16 protein-coding genes and 1 pseudogene are annotated in these 16,582 nt (G+C 49.1%); 6 read left to right on the top strand and 11 right to left on the bottom strand.

All coding sequences use genetic code 11. The features are described from left to right. Positions 1-19 precede the first annotated feature (19 nt). A complete protein-coding gene (locus FDP13_RS19305; protein ID WP_143840180.1) occupies positions 20-256 on the bottom strand; it encodes a hypothetical protein in 237 nt (78 codons plus the stop codon). Between the two features lie 515 nt (positions 257-771). Here FDP13_RS19305 and FDP13_RS19300 point away from each other — a divergent pair. Continuing rightward, the gene (locus FDP13_RS19300; RefSeq protein WP_234424443.1) at positions 772-3,168 is read left to right on the top strand and encodes an AAA family ATPase; all 2,397 of its coding nucleotides are present in this window, start codon (positions 772-774) and stop codon (positions 3,166-3,168) included. Between the two features lie 216 nt (positions 3,169-3,384). On the opposite strand, the gene FDP13_RS19295 is transcribed toward FDP13_RS19300, so the two are convergent. From FDP13_RS19295 to FDP13_RS19250, 10 genes and pseudogenes are all read right to left on the bottom strand, one after another. Beyond that, the gene (locus FDP13_RS19295; RefSeq protein WP_143840178.1) at positions 3,385-4,584 is read right to left on the bottom strand and encodes a DUF4236 domain-containing protein; all 1,200 of its coding nucleotides are present in this window, start codon (positions 4,582-4,584) and stop codon (positions 3,385-3,387) included. 147 nt (positions 4,585-4,731) lie between these two features. Continuing rightward, positions 4,732-5,840 (bottom strand): IS3 family transposase gene (locus FDP13_RS19290; RefSeq protein WP_143840203.1). Its coding sequence is split into 2 segments (ribosomal slippage): positions 4,732-5,579 and positions 5,579-5,840, totalling 1,110 coding nucleotides; the frame shifts between segments, so codons are not numbered across the junction. A gap of 64 nt (positions 5,841-5,904) precedes the next feature. Then, a pseudogene (locus FDP13_RS19285) lies at positions 5,905-6,474 on the bottom strand (IS630 family transposase); the annotation flags it as partial. Positions 6,475-6,724: 250 nt separating this feature from the next. Next, on the bottom strand, positions 6,725-7,747 hold the full coding sequence (locus FDP13_RS19280) for a glycosaminoglycan attachment site (RefSeq protein WP_143840177.1): 1,023 nt from the start codon (positions 7,745-7,747) through the stop codon (positions 6,725-6,727). A 264-nt stretch (positions 7,748-8,011) separates the two neighbouring features. Continuing rightward, positions 8,012-9,250: an IS110 family transposase gene (locus FDP13_RS19275; RefSeq protein ID WP_143840176.1), complete on the bottom strand. Its 1,239-nt coding sequence runs from the start codon at positions 9,248-9,250 to the stop codon at positions 8,012-8,014. A 423-nt stretch (positions 9,251-9,673) separates the two neighbouring features. After that, the gene (locus tag FDP13_RS19270; RefSeq protein WP_143840175.1) at positions 9,674-9,886 is read right to left on the bottom strand and encodes a TraR/DksA family transcriptional regulator; all 213 of its coding nucleotides are present in this window, start codon (positions 9,884-9,886) and stop codon (positions 9,674-9,676) included. Continuing rightward, positions 9,876-10,460: a DUF2857 domain-containing protein gene (locus FDP13_RS19265; protein ID WP_143840174.1), complete on the bottom strand. Its 585-nt coding sequence runs from the start codon at positions 10,458-10,460 to the stop codon at positions 9,876-9,878. The genes FDP13_RS19270 and FDP13_RS19265 overlap by 11 nt, the downstream gene beginning before the upstream one ends. Before the next feature lie 16 nt (positions 10,461-10,476). Further along, positions 10,477-10,671 carry an AlpA family transcriptional regulator gene (locus FDP13_RS19260; protein WP_038900932.1) on the bottom strand — a complete coding sequence of 65 codons (195 nt, stop codon included), beginning with the start codon at positions 10,669-10,671 and terminating at the stop codon, positions 10,477-10,479. Between the two features lie 674 nt (positions 10,672-11,345). Continuing rightward, positions 11,346-11,603 (bottom strand): helix-turn-helix transcriptional regulator, encoded by a 258-nt coding sequence (locus tag FDP13_RS19255; RefSeq protein WP_143840173.1) that lies wholly within the window; start codon positions 11,601-11,603, stop codon positions 11,346-11,348. 113 nt (positions 11,604-11,716) lie between these two features. Then, positions 11,717-11,995 (bottom strand): helix-turn-helix domain-containing protein, encoded by a 279-nt coding sequence (locus FDP13_RS19250; RefSeq protein WP_143840172.1) that lies wholly within the window; start codon positions 11,993-11,995, stop codon positions 11,717-11,719. A gap of 133 nt (positions 11,996-12,128) precedes the next feature. On the opposite strand from FDP13_RS19250, the gene FDP13_RS19245 reads away from it, so the two are divergent. The 5 genes from FDP13_RS19245 to FDP13_RS19225 form a co-directional block, all read left to right on the top strand. Then, complete coding sequence (locus FDP13_RS19245) at positions 12,129-12,398, top strand: helix-turn-helix transcriptional regulator (protein ID WP_143840171.1); 270 nt, start codon at positions 12,129-12,131, stop codon at positions 12,396-12,398. Positions 12,399-13,089: 691 nt separating this feature from the next. Further along, entirely contained in the window at positions 13,090-13,608 is a 519-nt protein-coding gene (locus FDP13_RS19240) for an Hcp family type VI secretion system effector (RefSeq protein WP_012768188.1), read from the top strand. 112 nt (positions 13,609-13,720) lie between these two features. After that, positions 13,721-15,583, top strand: a complete 1,863-nt coding sequence (gene tssI / locus FDP13_RS19235) for a type VI secretion system tip protein TssI/VgrG (RefSeq protein WP_143840170.1) — start codon at positions 13,721-13,723, stop codon at positions 15,581-15,583. A 77-nt stretch (positions 15,584-15,660) separates the two neighbouring features. Beyond that, the gene (locus tag FDP13_RS19230; RefSeq protein ID WP_143840202.1) at positions 15,661-16,101 is read left to right on the top strand and encodes a DcrB-related protein; all 441 of its coding nucleotides are present in this window, start codon (positions 15,661-15,663) and stop codon (positions 16,099-16,101) included. Positions 16,102-16,118: 17 nt separating this feature from the next. Next, the coding region (locus FDP13_RS19225; RefSeq protein ID WP_199886357.1) for a PAAR domain-containing protein at positions 16,119-16,582 on the top strand (464 nt) is incomplete at its 3' end.

The following is a 16,582-nucleotide window of genomic DNA, read 5'->3' as shown; positions in this document are numbered from 1 at the left end:
ATGGCGGGGGAAAGGTGCGTTACGGTTGGGCGTTCATCGTGCCGGGCTCCGCTGGTGGTGTGTCACTGTCGTCCCGGGGTTCGAGAAGCACCAGCTTACCGGAGACCGCAAGGCCGGGTGTCAGGACGATGTTCAAGCCAGGTTTACCGTGATGGGCGAAGGCCACGCCGACCTTGGTCCAGAATGTGTTTTTTTCTCCGCGTGAATCGGGCGGGCTTTCCTGCGTGACAAATACGTGATAGGTAGGTTTCCGCATGGTATTTCCTTTAATCAACAAGAGTGACGAGTTAAATAGAGAGGTCACATCCCGATTCTGCATTCCGGTTTCAACGGGTCAGCGAGAACATTCAGCGGCACCCTGAATTGTGGTTACGTGACAGCCCGACCCATATTGTTAAAGAGCAATACCGGCCCCGGACGACTACACGTCCATCACGCTCGCCAGGGGAAGGTGGCAGGGTTAGCGTGCAATAGTTCATTCGGGTGGGAAATGAGAAAATCAAACGGGGAATAAGAGAGAAAATGTATAGTGGGGGTAATTATTTTTAGTGATGGATTTTATTGGATTGGGTTTGAGTTGGCAGGTTTTTGGCTTAGGGTCATACTTAATCTGACAGGCTGCTTTGTGCCAGGAGCGGACATTGATAACATTGAGATATATTAGCTTATGGGGAGCCGGTCACATACGTTCTTTAACCTCAGAGTAGACTAGATGAACAATCTGTTTCAATTGCAAATTGGCAACCAATAGCCAGCGCTAGGGGAGTGTTCATGTTTAGTCAGGTTGACATCGGTAGTTTCGGTAGTTTTACGGACCTCAGTTGGAAAAATAGCCTTAAGGATGCAGGCAACAACGTCCAGAATTTCAAGAGGCTCAACATCCTCTACGGACGAAACTACTCTGGTAAGACTACACTCTCGCGGATTTTCCGCGCTTTGGAAACGGGGCGCATTCCACACAACTACGTCGACCCAAATTTCACTATTCGTGGTGACAAAGGTGATGTGACACAGGTAGGCATTTCTGGTCATGGCTACGATGTTCGAGTCTACAACCGGGATTTTGTGAGCGATAACCTAAGCTTCTTGGTCAATCAGAACGACGGCGAGATCAAGACGTTTGCTATCGTTGGTGAAAAGAACAAAGAAATCGAAGATGCCATTACCGCAATCCAAACTAGGCTAGGCAGTGTTGAATCGAAGGCGGGCCTCCGGCATGAACTTGAAGCAAAAAAGAAAGAGCGAGATCGAACGAAAGACAATCATAAGACTGCGTCTGAAGCTCTGGAGGGCAAACTTCGTTCTCATGCCAACAATAAGATTAAACAGAACCGCATCTACGGCCCTGCTGTCTACAACATAGAAGGCATCAAAAAAGACATTAGATCAGTCAAAGAACCTAGCTTCATAGCTCTGACAACCGAAGAACAAGCTGCCAAGGTCAATCTCTTGAAGCAAGAGGCCCTACCTGATATTACCGATACCGTATCAATAAACCTCAACATCGAATCGATAAGCAAGGTAGCTGAAGAACTCCTTTCAAGATTGATTAAGCCAACCCAGCCAATTCAGGAGCTGTTAAATGAGACGGCTCTTCAGATGTGGGTGAAGGAAGGCATACCGCTTCATAAAGATAAGCGGGACACTTGCGCATTCTGCCGTCAGAGTCTTCCTCATGACATCTGGCAGGTATTAGACTCTCACTTCAGTAAGGAATCCTCGGCTCTGGAGTCGAGTATCGATTCATGCCTGTCCTCCATCGCCACCGAAATCCAAGCCATTCCTAACTTCTTGACTTTGACTGGCGATAAGTTCTACGCAGAAGAAAAAATATTATTTGAAACCAGCAAGATAGCACTTGATGATCACCTGAAAAGCTACATGCAGGACCTCAAAGCTCTGAAGGCGGCATTGGGTAAGAGAAAGAACGCCATTTTTCAGCAGGTTGCCATACCTGTCTATATTCATGATCCGACTGCAATTAAGCAATGCGTGGGCGACATAAATGATCTGATCGCCAAAAACAATGGCCGCACAACTTCGCTGGAGAACGATAAAAACACTGCACGAGAATCTCTACGGCTTACCGATGTGGCGTCTTTTATCGTAGACATCACCTACGACACTGAATTAGCCCGTATTGCTAGTCTCAAGACAGATGCTGACACAGCCAACACTGCATTTACCGAAGCTGAAGCCGAAATTCTTAAACAAGAAACCGAAGTGACCCGACTACAGGGCCAGCAGAAGGATGAACGCAAGGGCGCGGAGCGAGTGAATGACTTGCTCAGCCACTTCTTTGGTCATGACGGCATCACGCTTGAAGCCAAAGACAATGTTGAGAATACTTCGGTTAAGTTTGAAGTCACCAGAGATGGCAAATCTGCCTACAACTTGAGCGAAGGCGAATGCAGCCTGATTGCTTTCTGCTACTTCATAGCCAAGCTGGAAGAACCAGACAGCAAAGGTAAGGATCTGATCATTTATATAGATGACCCAATTTCCAGCCTAGACGGAAATCACATCTTCTTCATGTTCAGCTTGATTGAAAGCCTGATTGCGAAACCCATCAAGAATGCAGATGGAACAAACAGCTATCGCTACAAGCAGCTTTTTATATCCACCCACAACCTGGATTTCTTGAAGTATCTTAAGAAAATATCACTTCCTAATGAGAAGAATCACGGTGGATGCCAACATTTCATCGTTGAGAGAAATGGAGGGGCAAGTCAGATTTCCCTGATGCCTTCATATCTGCGAGACTACATCACTGAATTCAACTACCTGTTTCATCAGATCTACAAGTGCCGCAATCAAGGTGGAGCGAATGAATCTCATGAACCATTCTATGGATTCGGTAACAACCTCCGCAAGTTCCTTGAGGCATTTCTGTTCTTTAAGTTTCCGCACCATGATGACAAGAACGATGCCTTTGAACGGATCAAGAAATTCTTTGGCGAAGAGGATCCGACTGCGATAGCTCTTGTGAATAGACTTAACAACGAGTTTTCACATCTCGAATCAATCCCTGATCGCGGATTCAAACCTGTGGAGATTCCAGAAATTTCCAAGGTAGCAAACTACGTATTGGACAAGATTTATGCGGCAGATCCGCATCAATACAACTCCCTGTTAAAAAGCATTGGCGAACCACCAAGGACACCTTAGGAAAAAGAGTTTTTTACGGTGAGTGAGGCGCTATTCGGATCTGGAATGCGCCTCTCAAACACGCCGGAAGAGTACATCACTGATGTACGGACAATCGAAACACTTAAAAGAGTGTGGAGCTAAACAGGTATGAAAAGTAAATGTCCGTTCTTCGCTCTTAACGGACATGCTTGCACCCTGAGCGACTGCTTCGTGCCGAAGCGGATATTAAAGACTCTATACCAACTCCTCGAATTCAGTGAGCGAGTTCTGGTAACGTTTGACTGCTTCTGAAAAGGCTTGTGCGGCATCGGCATTCGATACCATGTATTCTTCAGTAACTCCAGTTTGAGACTGAAAAGTAATATTCCCATAAATACAGATAGGGATTTGATAGTTCTCTTTAAATCGGCGGTCTGGTGAACCATTCTTGTTCGTTTTAGCCCATGTATGCCCAGCTACACTGGCATCATTCGGTACGCCATCCTCCTCATGGAATCCTCGATGTTCTGCACTAATTTGTAATTCGCGTAAGTCAATCAGAGCGAATGCACCATCGGCACGTGGTATCACAGCAACACCAGGGTAAAGCAAAATATCGTCACCATTAACATTTTCAAACCGCATCGCTCGTCCTGTAAACTGAATGAGATCAGTTGAACTGAAATCGAAGGTAACAGGGTGACGATTAACAGACCGCGTGGCTAACGTTCTTTCGGCAAATTGGTCTGTAGCCTTATCCGCAGTAATATCCCATTTTTTGACGCTTGACTTCAATACGTCGAATGCACGAACCATTGCGGCATAGGCTCGCTGCGAGGCATCACTGCTTTCGAAAGTGATCGCAATTTTAGTGTTGTCTTCCCAGGATACGAGGCGAGATATTTCTGACTGGGTTTTGGGAAGTTCTGTCTCAAGTTCCGCAATACGGCGCTTGTAAAACCAACGGAACAGGCTTGATTTACGTCGAACCAATTCGCTCTTTTGTTTTGATTCTTCTGCAATTGCTTCTTGTAAATCAGCTTTTATCTCTGCTCTTTGTTCTCGTGCTTTGGCAATCAAATCTCGTAAAGGTAAAAGGGACGTGCTTGTCAGAACTTCAACAGAAGCGCTGGAAATTTCATTCATGCCAGATTGGGGCATGTAAATTTTGGCGTTTGATGGAATGTTATTTGGCACTACCTTAGGTATCTCGAAATGAGACTCTGTAGAGGACGGATTTAGTGAACTGGTAACTGGGAGCTTATCTTCGTAGGACAAGTTAGGTGTTGTGTACGATAAACCAGAACCAGGTAACCCTACTGTTGCTCTAATTCCTTTTTGTCCAATATTGACTGTTGCACCCGGCACACCAATGCTCGCGCTTATTCCACGCTTACCGATGTTGAGGCGTACGCCTGGGAAAAGAGTAAATGTTTGTCTTAAGCGGAGAGACATAAGGTAATCCTTGTGTGGTAATACACGCCAAATCTCGATTTTTTTATTATATGAACATCTAACCAATAAAGAAGCCTAATTCTTCGCTCATCTCCGTACTGACCCTGACCCCGAATCTGATCCACCCATAATCAGAAATTCTCGACTTCAGGATGGCTGCATATTCTGGCAACCGACAGATTTTTGAGCAAATTCGGATGGCGTCATCCAACCCAGCGCAGAATGGGGACGTCTCTGATTATAGTGTATGCGCCAGGCTTCGATTTTGCACCGTGCATCCTCCAGAGACATGAACCAGTTCTCGTTCAGGCATTCCTGCCGCAACCTGCCGTTGAAGGATTCCACCGTGGCATTGTCCGTCGGTGTTCCCGGCCGTGAAAAATCAATGCGGATACCCCGTTCGTAAACCCATTTATCCAGCATTTTTCCTGCAAATTCAGAGCCATTGTCGGTTTTCAGCAACTGAGGTAGCGGGCGATGACTGGCGATATGATCCAGCATTTCAGCGACCTCTGCTGAACGAAGGTTCTGTCCCACACAGATCCCAAGACACTCGCGCGTGTAGAGATCGATAACGGTCAGCAGGCGTAATCGACGTCCGTCAAACAAGGCATCAGAGACAAAATCCATACCCCACACATGGTTCGGATATAAGCCCTGAGCTTGCGGTTGACGTCGCTGGGCAGATTTGTTGCGATGTGGCCGCTTGAGACGTAACGATAGCCCCTGCTGGCTGTAAAGACGGTAGATCCGCTTGTGATTATCACGCCAGCCTTCGCGCCTGAGCATCACATGTACCCGTCGGTAGCCGTAATGCACCCGGGTTTCGGTGATCTCACGAATGCGCAGGCGTAGCGCACTGTCATCAGCGGCAACAGAACGGTATCGAAACGAACTACAACTGATCCGCAATGCAAAACAGACCTGTCTCTCACTGGCACCGTAGCGCGCTTGTAAATCCCTGACCCATTCGCGCAGACGTGCCAGTGTCAGCTCTTTTTTGCGAGGACATCCTGCAACATCGCTTTATCGAGGCTCAGATCGGCAACCAGCTTCTTCAACCGCAGGTTTTCTTCTTCAAGCTGCCGCATATGCTTGAGTTCTGACGGTGAAATCCCACCGTATTTCTTACGCCACGTATAAAAAGTGGCATCGGAAATCCCTAGCTTGCGGCAGACTTCCGGCACCGGAGTACCCAATTCAGCCTGCTTCAGGGCAAACACAATCTGTTCTTCGGTGAATCGCGACTTTTTCATCGGCACCACCTCCGTTCAGGGGAGTCATTATCATGCCGGAATTCTGTTTCTGAATGGAGCAGGATTTTGGGTCAGGGTCAATATCGACTTCATCCTGATAAAACACAGGATTAGCCGTCGATTCCTGAGTCAGCGCCTGCTCAATAGCAAGCCGCTTTTCATCATGGTGCGGGTCCCTGATTTTCAGCGTCGGCGCGGCTCTGCGCCAGACCATACCCGCCCGTTTGAGGTATCGGTGCAAGGTGGAGCGGTGAAGTGTCACGTCAAAAAGCCGGTTGACGATGCGGGCCAGTAATTCCGTGCTCCAGCGGGAGCGCAGCCAGCCGAAATCCTTCGGCGAACGTTGAACCAGCAAGGGAAGAACACGCTGGATATCCGCGACCGGCCAGCAAGGTGCCCGACCGGGTCTGAGGCTTTTTAGTCCTTCAACACCATGTAAAGTAAACCAGTTTATCCATCGGCCGACGGATGAACGAGCAGCACAGAGCAGTCTGGCGACCTCGGTGGCAGTCATTCCCCGATGTAACATCAGTATGGCAATGAGTCGTCTGGCATAGTTTTTATCATGAGTCTGTTGGGCCTCTTTACGCATCAGTTGTCGTTCTTCATCAGGGATTGCTGCTATGATCGGCATCGCTCAGTCCGGTTGGTGATTTGTTTTGATTTGGCGATTGATCAGATCGCTCAACTCGGACTGAGTTCCCTTCAAGTGATCTACTATTTGGCGAAGCTATTTAGAGGGCACAAGAAATCCACTCAGCCGCACTAGCAGATGCGGAAGCATGCCGCTAGATAACCACTCTAAATCTTTGACAGCTGAGTTTTAAGAAAAGTGCCCTTTCTGGGTGTTATCTATGTAAAGTAATTAGATATGACCATAATTACTACTCTTTAAAATTTAACGATTGTAAAAAACGTAATAAAAGAAAATCATCTGGCGCTATAAAATTAACGTATCCATCTGGCTCAACATAACCTTGCGCTATTCTTGGATGACTTAGTGTCTCTTTAGGCAGTGGATGCTTGGCAAATGGGTTGTGTAAAATATATAACCCATCCGCTAGGTGTTCTACATAATCACTTTTTGGGGCTTGATGAACTTCAGGATATAATGAGTTTTCCTTTGGAGTAAATGATGTATAAATCGTTAGAGCTGAAGGGTTGTCCGCAAGGGCTCTTACTTTTCCCCAAGTAGCCAAACTACTATAAATCACAGCACTTACATCCGAATATTCAGGTGTGCAGAATAACCCCATATCTATATTAACATTTTCTTTTTTTACTGCAGCGTCGACGTTATAAGTAATTATACTCTTTGCCCCTGATTCAATGGTTGCTTCTTCATCATGGTATAGGCCATATAATGTTGCAAGTATGGGCCTGGCTGCTGCAAAGTGTGCAAAAGGTCTGTCGAATGAAGCTATGGCGATTACAAAAGGTTTTTCTTTACATTGAGGAAGTAGAGAATATCTCGATCTTAATTTTTTAACCTTTGATATAAAGCTATTACTAAGTCGAATAGAAGCTTCAGAATTAAATTTATTAAAATCTCTCGGCATATCTTCCTTACTGAAACCATGCGCTCCAAGGTCTCCTTGTGCTGGAAGTGCAATAGTTGCCTCAATGCAAAATTCTGGATGATTGACGACGAAGTCAGGAGCGTCGTATGAAAAGTCGTTCCTTAAGCCCAATTCTTTCAGATAAGCAAAAAGATATAACTCCCATAGGCAAGGTTCAAAACTTGTTTGAAATTCCTTAGCAAATTTATTGTCTCGGTCTTGAAATCCTTTTGCCCATTGATTAATTACTTCTCTCTCCGGTTTGTAGCGTTCTTCTTTCATCATTATATATATTGGATGTTGTTTTTCTAAAGGCACTACATCATCGAACAAATTAATGTTGGACATTTTTTCCTCAGTAATATGCTTTATTTTAAGAGATGTATGATAATGCATTAGAAAATATGTAAAATAAACTTATCTCACATTTTAAAACTTACGGTGTACTCAAAGGGGGTCTTTGAGCCCTTAGATTGCATTGCACTGAGGTGACAGGTAATATTTTTTTACTTAACCCTTTGAATAACGGTGCATTAAGTAAGTATCGAGTCATAGATCGTTCATGATTGTCTTCAACTGCCGCTTCACGCCCTGAGACATTCAACAAGCTTTTTATGGCTTCAGTAAGGGCGATTTACGCTCTTCCAGCGCCAGTAAGTATTTTGCTTCGTTGTAACAGGTTCTGTTCTTCCAGCAGCTATAAATTATCCGGATCCATTTGAACGCCAGTGCCCGGATAGCAGACTGGTGAGATTTACCCTTTTTTCTGAGGCTCTGATAATACAGTCTGGACCAATATGATGAGTTAACCGTCTTCGCAGCCCATTCCACGAATGTCTGACGGACGAACTTGGCGCATTGCCATCGCCAGTGTACCCAGGATTTTTGACCGCTTCGCTCGGTTACTGGCGCGATACCTGCGTAGTTTTGAATTTCTTCTGCACTATTAAAACGGTCACGGTTATCTCCAAGTGCAGTAAGCATACGTGGGCCCATACACGGCCCCATGCCCGGAAGTGATTTAAACAGCTCTGCATCTGGCAATGTATCAAACAGCGTTTCGATTCGTTCGTCATAGGTTTTGATGATTTCACTCACGACTTTAATTTGTGCCGCCAGTGCTGTTGCCATCAAAGCATTAGCCTCTATAACACTCGGGTCTGTCGTCAACGGGATCGCATTGTCGATACTCGCAACTCGTTGCTCGGTAAGGACTGTTGCGCGGCCACCTTTGGCATTAAGAAAGTTGCGAATAGTGTCGCGCCTGGCGCGTTTCAGTTGTTGCAGACTGGGCCATCTCATAATCAGTTCACACAACAGTAAGCTACCTCGATGTGAGAACCATTCCAGAAGTTGAGGATAATATTGTTTGAGAGTGTTGATTAACCTGTTCACAAAACGACGTTTGTCTTCAATGAGTTGCCGACGCTGTTCAACCAGCTGTTGAAGTAGTCGAATATCCGCATTGTCGGGTTCAATGGCTTTGATCTTTTTGGGATAACGTAACATCAGTTCCAGCGCCAGTTCTGCATCCTGCGGGTCGTCTTTTGCCCCGCTGGGCCAGAAGGTCTGCCTGTAGCGAGCAAGCGATAACGCATGAACAGGAAAAACAGTAATAAACGGGTATTTTTGTAGCGCGAAAACCACCGGGCCTTTTTTAAGTTCAATGGCGACTGCGATCCTGCCTTTCACTTTTTTGTGCAATGCTTTCAGCCAGGTATCAAGTGCTTCTGGCGTATGTTCAATGACATGGAAGACTCGCTCGCCATTATTAAACTGAACACATACATCGTGCTTTTTATCCGCCCAGTCGAGGCCAATATGAGCAGTAAACTGATTTATCGCAGTCATCACCAACTCCTTTTTATCGAGGATTGGTATGCATTCCACGTTCTTCGAAAGAAATATAGTCAGCAGTTTGTCTGCATGCCCTGAGTATTCGTTAACGAACGTGGAGCACTTGCTAGCTCGAAAGAAAAGCGGTGATCATCGCATGATTCTCGCTCAATATTCGTAACCAGCAAGTGCATACCCTGGATCACCTAATAGCGTAACGTTCAGGGTATGAAAGTCTATATTTCGCTCATTGCCGACTGTCAAACTTAATCATTCTCTAACACAAAACACCTTCATATCAAGTCTGAGCTAATGCAGATAAGTAATAATGGCGACGTTTTTTGCTCATCGTTTTAACGCTTATAACAAGCGTTATATTTATTAATATAATAAGCAGACGTACAGAGAAACACTATTCTCTGCGCGTCTGCATGTATATTAACAGCGTTCGCGTCGTTCAAGTATGGTTTGGCATTCCGTGCAGGTTGTCACGCCCGGCAGAGTTTGCCGTCGCTGCTCGGGAATCGGCTCACCACACAAACGGCAGTAATGTAATGAGGGTGTGGTTGCTGGTTTAAAACGATTTTGTTCAATCATTTCTTCCAGACGTTGCTCATTAAATTCCTGATCGCGATCGATCTCATCCGGCATGTGATGTCCTCCTGTTCGGTGCTTCCTTTTCGCAAAGGGTGATACGGTTCCAGACAACGGCGAGCGAAGGCGCTTCCTCCCGCGACGATAATGCTTCGGTGATCTGCATCATCACTTCCAGTGCGTCAGGCGTTTCAAGGTTTGCAGGTCGGCTTTTCTGCCATAACCGCCAGATTTCGGCATCAATGGCTTCATCGGGGATGGGCGTTCGGCCATAAGGAATGGTGACGCCCAATAACCGGCGACGAGTGCAGACCTCATTTGAGGTGAGGCCAAAGAAGTGGTGCAGGAGGGCTATTGATCCTCCCAATCTGATGGCCCGGGTAATCTGTTGTTGGCGCAGCGCTTCCTTGCGGGATAACGTCAGAATCTGCTGTAGGACGTCATGGCGGACAGTCAATGCCATAAATTGCGCTGATGCCCGGCTGACGATAAAGAATTCGTCGAGGGAGAGCTGATTGAGGGCATTTAATTCGTCAAAGGTGAATCCTAACGTTTCACAATAACGAAAATTACCGTCCTTAAGCGCAGCAAGGGCGTGTGTTAACACCGCGTAATTCAGTGAGGGGAACATAATGCTGTATCTCCCTTCAGCGCGTTAAGCGGTTGGCTAATTTGACGTTAATCCATTCGTCAATTTCAGATTCGAGCCAGGCCACGCTGGCGGGACCAATCTTTATTGAGGCCGGAAAGGTTCCGTCTTTCATATACAAATAGATTTGCGAGCGCTTCAGGCCGGTTTTTTCTTCCACTTGTTTCAGGCGTAATAACTGATGAGATGTCATAGATTCCTCCAGTGCAGAATGGCGTATGCCCGGAGAAGACAAAAAAACACAGCGAGGGACGGAGTGAAAGTTGATGAGCCCGTATTACGGATATCACAATCCTTAATACGGGTTTTTAGACAGTATCGCAGAATTGTTTTTCTATAATTCAGCGTTTATTTATCCAGAAGAAGTTTTCTATGTTGCCCTTGCAATTTTTCCGATGACGGCGGGGTGCCGATTACCTTTCTGCTACCACGATGTTTATGGCAAACTCTTTATAGTCGGTTTAAGCGGTAGCCTAAAATTGGAATGATAAGTTTTATTTTCACTGTATTACTTCAGGACATTGGCTAACCGGGATACCAGCGCGTTGGAGAGGTAACACTATTTCAGCCAGCTACTGCAATGCGCTGGAGCGGGAACTGTAATCTCGGTCAGTGCCGGTACGACAAGGGTTGTAGGCGGTTGTATTGTTGCCACCCTGATTGCACTTGATCTGACAAAGCATGTTTATTGACTGGTCAGCCATTATCGCCAGTCTGGCAGGCGTGGAAGTCGGGTTGTACACAAGCTGGGGGAGCCCTGCGCTGAACTTGCTACTGGTGACCAGCATGTTCTATTGACTGATGAAAGCCAGTACCTGCTATACGCTGAGAACCGCTGGTTGCCAAATTAAAAGACAGGGCCTAATCCTAACCACTCCTCTTGCTTCGAAATAACTCAAGCACGTCTTGCGCAAACTCATCATCCACTATATAGAAATAGCATTCTGGTACGTCCAGTACGCGAGCAAACTCGCACACCAGCTCGAAGGTCGGCTTGTGCGTACCATTTTCATAATGAGACAAGCGTGAGTAAGCCGTAGCTTCTTCAAGCCCAGCCAGTACACCCAGTTTTTCCTGAGTGAGTTTAGCGTGTAAGCGTGCTTCTTTGAGTCTTTTGGGGATCATGCCGTGCTCCCAATGAGGATTTCACGGAGATCTTTAGCATTGCTCAATAGAATTTATCTTTAGAGTTCATAAAGATGGTGATTTGTATTTACAGGGATCGCTAATTTTTTCAATTAATTAGATGTGTTTTTTCTCCACTGAACCAGCTCGCCAGCATGCAAATTCAGCATGGCTTCAGCAAAGCTGTCATCCAGTGTGTAGAAGTATCCTTCCGGTACATCCAGTATTTTGGCAAACGTACATATCAGCTCAAATTTTGGTTTGTGCCTGCCATTCTCATAGTGTGACATTCTTGAGTAACCCGTATCCTCAGAAATCCCGGCGGCTAGCGCCAGTTCTTCCTGTGAAATTTTTGCACGTTCTCTTGCGGCTCTTAGACGCTGCGGCACCATAACTTTTCCTGTTATTGGTTATATTGACATCATCTTTAGCATTCCTTAAGATGAATCATCTTTAGACTTACTAAAGATAACATTCATCCACTTATCCTTATCGGACTTCAAGTCTTTGAATGAGGTAAATCAAATGGTTAGAATCGATTGGCATTCTGCCGACATTATCGCCAGGCTTCACAAACGGGGAACTACGATGGCCGCCGTGTCGCGGGCGGCGGGGTTGAATTCCTCCACACTGGGTAATGCGCTTATCCGTCCGTGGCCTAAAGGGGAGCAGCTGATTGCTGATGCACTGGGGGTACCGGCCTATGAGATTTGGCCGAGCCGCTATTTTGACGAGCAGGGGCAGTTAATCCCGCGCACCCCACGCTCTCGCCCCCGACATACTCAGGATAAATGACAGCGGCAAAGCGGGCTGAGAAGGGCAGCGATAGGAATATCCCTTTCATGTTTAAATCACACTCATTAGCGTGATTTTCATTCACTTTTATCCTGTTTACCTCTGTTCTTTGTGGCCCGATGCTATCGGGCCAGTCTTCATGCATGAGACGCAGGTATACCCGTTGGTTTTCGTCGGACTCAATAAGTTGAGGGGTGGATGCCGCAAGACATGGCGGGTAGGGTGCCGACACTATCTTTACCTCTTGAGTGGGTCTTTAGTCTCACAAATCAGCATGATGAAGCCGGATTATCTGGTGCTGTCTTTCCCCGTGCCGGAATGCCTTTCTTTATCACTCGACGGGATATCTGGCACAGCAATATGCGGTAAACACATTGGCATCCCAGCGTTCATAAAAATCAAAAACGTGATAAAAATCACAAAAAACAAGCCACTAATAGATCGAAAAACAGTCACCCGCAGAATGATCGCAAAATCTGCGCAACTTCTTGCTCACTTTCCAGCATAAATCCCTGTTTGCGCAATGGATGCCGTTTTTTCGGGAAGTCTGCGCAACTTTTTGCTCAAGTTTGACTTAGGGAAAATGGCGATATTATTTTTCTCTTTAAAAACAATGCAATAAAAACTGGCACAGTCATTGCTTTGTAAGCGGTGAAGTCACACTAACCGTTCAACAACAAGGAGCAAGACTATGCCAACTCCATGCTATATCAGCATCGAAGGGAAAACCCAGGGCAACATCACCGCCGGTGCCTTCACCTCCGACTCCGTCGGCAACATCTACGTGCAGGGCCACGAAGACGAGATGCTGGTGCAGGAATTCAAACACATCGTCACCGTGCCGACCGACCCGCAGTCCGGCCAGCCTGCCGGTCAGCGCGTGCACAAACCGTTCAAGTTCACCGTCGCGCTGAACAAGGCCGTGCCGCTGCTGTATAACGCGCTGGCGTCCGGTGAAATGCTGCCGACCGTGACCCTGAAGTGGTATCGCACCTCTGTCGAAGGCAAGCAGGAGCATTTCTTCACCACCACCCTGACCGACGCCACCATCGTCGACATCAACAACCAGATGCCGCACTGCCAGGACCCGTCCAAGCAGGATTACACCCAGCTTATTGAAGTGTCGCTGGCCTACCGCAAGGTGGACTGGGAGCACACCGTGGCCGGGACTTCCGGCTCTGACGACTGGCGCGCGCCGATCGAAGCGTAATCACGCCGTCACCCGGACTCCGGTCCGGGTGTTGTCGTTTTCAGCCTGCCCTGAGCGATGGCGGCGGTCATCGCTGAGTGCGGACGCAGACAGGGAATAAGGAGAAAGTCAGGTGGCCAACAGTACCGGATTGCAGTTTACCGTGAAGGTCGGCACGTTGCCGGAAACGACGTTCGCGGTGGTGGATTTTGAGCTGAGCGAGGCGCTGAACCAGCCGTTTGCGCTGTCGCTCAATCTGGCAAGCGCGTTACCCGGCATCGATTTCGGCGCGGTGCTGGACCAGCCGTGCGAGCTGCTGGTGTGGTACGAAGGCGAGCTGCAGCGCCGGGTCAGCGGTATCGTCAGCCGCTTTGCCCAGGGCGACACCGGCTTTCGCCGCACCCGCTATCAGGCCGAGGTGCGCCCGGCGCTGTGGCGACTGGGCTTGCGCACCAACGCCCGACTCTTCCAGACCCAAAAACCGGACGCGATTATCGGCACCCTGCTGGAAGAAGCCGGGATTACCGACTTTGCCTTTGCCCTGCGCCATGAGCACGCGGTGCGCGAATACTGCGTGCAGTACCGCGAAAGTGACCTGGCGTTCATCAACCGACTGGCGGCGGAAGAAGGGCTGTTCTACTTCCACGAGTTTGAGGCCGGCAAGCACCGGGTGGTGTTTGCCGACGACGCCGGCGCGCTCGGCAAAGGCCCGGAACTGTTCTTCAATCTCGCCACGCAAGGGTTGTCGGAAGGGGCGTACGTGCGCCGTTTCCGCTACGCCGAGGCGGTGAGCACCGCCGAAGTGGCGCTGAAGGATTACAGCTTCAAAACCCCGGCCTACGGGCTGCTGCATAACAAGATGAGCAACGAGCTGGACCATCAGCGCGAATCCTACCAGCACTTCGACTACCCCGGTCGCTTCAAGCAGGACCCGAGCGGCAAGGCCTTTACCGGCTACCGGCTGGATGCGCTGCGTGCCGGCGCCATGACCGGGGCGGGCGAATCCAATGCCGCCGAACTGATGCCGGGCAGCAGCTTTACCCTGACCGAGCACCCGAACCCGGCGTTCAACCTGGCCTGGCAGGTGGTGGCGGTGACCCACAGCGGCCAGCAGCCGCAGGCGCTGGAAGAGGAAAGCGGCGGCGAGCCGACCACGATAAGCAACAGTTTCGAGGTGGTGAAAGCCACCACCACCTGGCGGGCGGCGCTGCCGTACAAACCGATGGTGGACGGCCCGCAGATTGCCACCGTGGTCGGCCCGGCGGGTGAAGAGATTTACTGCGACGAGTTTGGCCGGGTGAAGCTGCAGTTCCCGTGGGACCGCTACGGCGCCAGCGACGACCAGAGCTCCTGCTGGGTGCGGGTCAGTCAGGGCTGGGCCGGCGGCCAGTACGGGTTAATCGCCATTCCGCGTATCGGCCATGAAGTGGTGGTGAGCTTTCTGGAAGGCGACCCGGACCAGCCCATCGTCACCGGGCGCACCTTCCATGCCACCAACCCGTCGCCGTATCCGCTGCCGGCCAGCAAGACCCGCACCTCGCTGCGCACCAGTACCCATAAAGGGGCCGGGTTCAACGAACTGCGCTTTGAAGACCAGGCCGGGCAGGAAGAGGTGTTTATCCACGCCCAGAAGGACATGAACACCGTGGTGCTCAATAACCGCAGTACAGGGGTGGGGGGCGATCACGCAGAAAACGTCGGGCGGGATCAGGTCAGTGTTGTGGGGCGTCATCAGGTACTGAAAATCGTCGAAAATCAGGCGACTGATATTCAGGGGGCACAGAAAGTTGCGATAGGGGCGGGCCGTGAAACGGACGTGACGGGCAACGATAAATTGACGGTGACGGGAGACATCACGATCACCTCGACCGGTGGTGATATCACGCTGTCAACTGCAGGTGGCGGGTCACTGACCATTTTCAAGAACGGCAATATTCAGATCAAGGGTGTGCACATCGACGTCATCGGCAGTGATCGTATTGATTTGAATAAATAATCAGCAGGTTGTCCGCTATGCCTATTGGCATGGCGGCTACCGATTATGGCATCCCATCATTATTCGAGGCTTTTATTTTGACGACTCAATCTCCCGCCCACTGTGTCTTTACCGAGGGCTGTATCACACTGCCTGACGGCTACACGGATCGTACGGTAAATGCATTTGTAGCCGGAAAAGAAGGCGACGCTGCCATTACGGTTACCCGCGACACGCTCAATGAGGGGGAGTCGCTAAACGACTATATCGACCGGCAACTGGTACTGATGTCGCAACATCTCAAGGGGTGGAAAACACAGCAGCGTGAGGCGATCTGGCTGGGGCAGCAGGTGCTGGAAGGTGAAAGTGTCCAGGCAAGTTATCTCCGCGATGGTCAGCGTATCTGGCAGCAGCAGGCGGTATTTGCGCTGGATAGCGCACACATTCTTGTTTTCACCCTGTCGAAAACCGCCGTGTTATCTGATGTCGATGCATCCCGGTTCAACGCCCTGCTGGGGAGCTTTACGTTTAACCAGTAACGATAAGGAACATTGTTATGTTTGAAGCGGCGCGCGTTGGGGATGGGATTGGGCACTCGGGGGCTTTGGCGGGTATGATTGCCGGCACCATTGTCGGTGGGCTGATTGCGGCCGTTGGGGGCATTGCTGCCGGTGCGCTGTTTATGGCGGGTATCGCCTCCTCCTGCCTGGGGGTCGGCGTGTTACTGGTTGGCCTCAGTTTTGCGGTGGGCTGGGGGACCGGCGTGCTGGCAGAAAAAGCCCGCGACAGCATAGCGGAGTCCGGTGCCAGCAGCATGTCGAAGGCAGGCACGCTCCTCACCGGTTCCCCGAATGTGTTCATTAATAGTCTGGCCGCAGTTATCGCCACCCAGAGTATGGCGGCCTGTAATAAGGATGGCCCTTCCATGCAGGTCGCTCAGGGGTCTTCCGGGGTATTCATCAACGGCCAGCCTGCATCCCGCCTTGGCGATAAAATCAACTGTGGTGCTTCCATCACAGA

This window comes from Dickeya sp. ws52 (genome assembly GCF_007210685.1).
GTDB classification, from domain to species: Bacteria; Pseudomonadota; Gammaproteobacteria; order Enterobacterales; family Enterobacteriaceae; genus Dickeya; species Dickeya chrysanthemi.
Note: the sequence above shows the minus strand (reverse complement) of the source record. Positions and strands in the feature narration are given on the sequence as shown.

What these genes read in the sequence shown, in the direction of transcription:
- FDP13_RS19270 (WP_143840175.1), bottom strand. Translation starts at nt 9,886, where the DNA reads ATGCCGGATGAGATCGATCGCGATCAGGAATTTAATGAGCAACGTCTG.
- FDP13_RS19275 (WP_143840176.1), bottom strand. Translation starts at nt 9,250, where the DNA reads ATGACTGCGATAAATCAGTTTACTGCTCATATTGGCCTCGACTGGGCG.
- FDP13_RS19245 (WP_143840171.1), top strand. Translation starts at nt 12,129, where the DNA reads ATGGTTAGAATCGATTGGCATTCTGCCGACATTATCGCCAGGCTTCAC.
- FDP13_RS19305 (WP_143840180.1), bottom strand. Translation starts at nt 256, where the DNA reads ATGCGGAAACCTACCTATCACGTATTTGTCACGCAGGAAAGCCCGCCC.
- FDP13_RS19280 (WP_143840177.1), bottom strand. Translation starts at nt 7,747, where the DNA reads ATGTCCAACATTAATTTGTTCGATGATGTAGTGCCTTTAGAAAAACAA.
- FDP13_RS19240 (WP_012768188.1), top strand. Translation starts at nt 13,090, where the DNA reads ATGCCAACTCCATGCTATATCAGCATCGAAGGGAAAACCCAGGGCAAC.
- FDP13_RS19300 (WP_234424443.1), top strand. Translation starts at nt 772, where the DNA reads ATGTTTAGTCAGGTTGACATCGGTAGTTTCGGTAGTTTTACGGACCTC.
- FDP13_RS19250 (WP_143840172.1), bottom strand. Translation starts at nt 11,995, where the DNA reads ATGGTGCCGCAGCGTCTAAGAGCCGCAAGAGAACGTGCAAAAATTTCA.
- FDP13_RS19295 (WP_143840178.1), bottom strand. Translation starts at nt 4,584, where the DNA reads ATGTCTCTCCGCTTAAGACAAACATTTACTCTTTTCCCAGGCGTACGC.
- FDP13_RS19265 (WP_143840174.1), bottom strand. Translation starts at nt 10,460, where the DNA reads ATGTTCCCCTCACTGAATTACGCGGTGTTAACACACGCCCTTGCTGCG.
- FDP13_RS19260 (WP_038900932.1), bottom strand. Translation starts at nt 10,671, where the DNA reads ATGACATCTCATCAGTTATTACGCCTGAAACAAGTGGAAGAAAAAACC.
- FDP13_RS19255 (WP_143840173.1), bottom strand. Translation starts at nt 11,603, where the DNA reads ATGATCCCCAAAAGACTCAAAGAAGCACGCTTACACGCTAAACTCACT.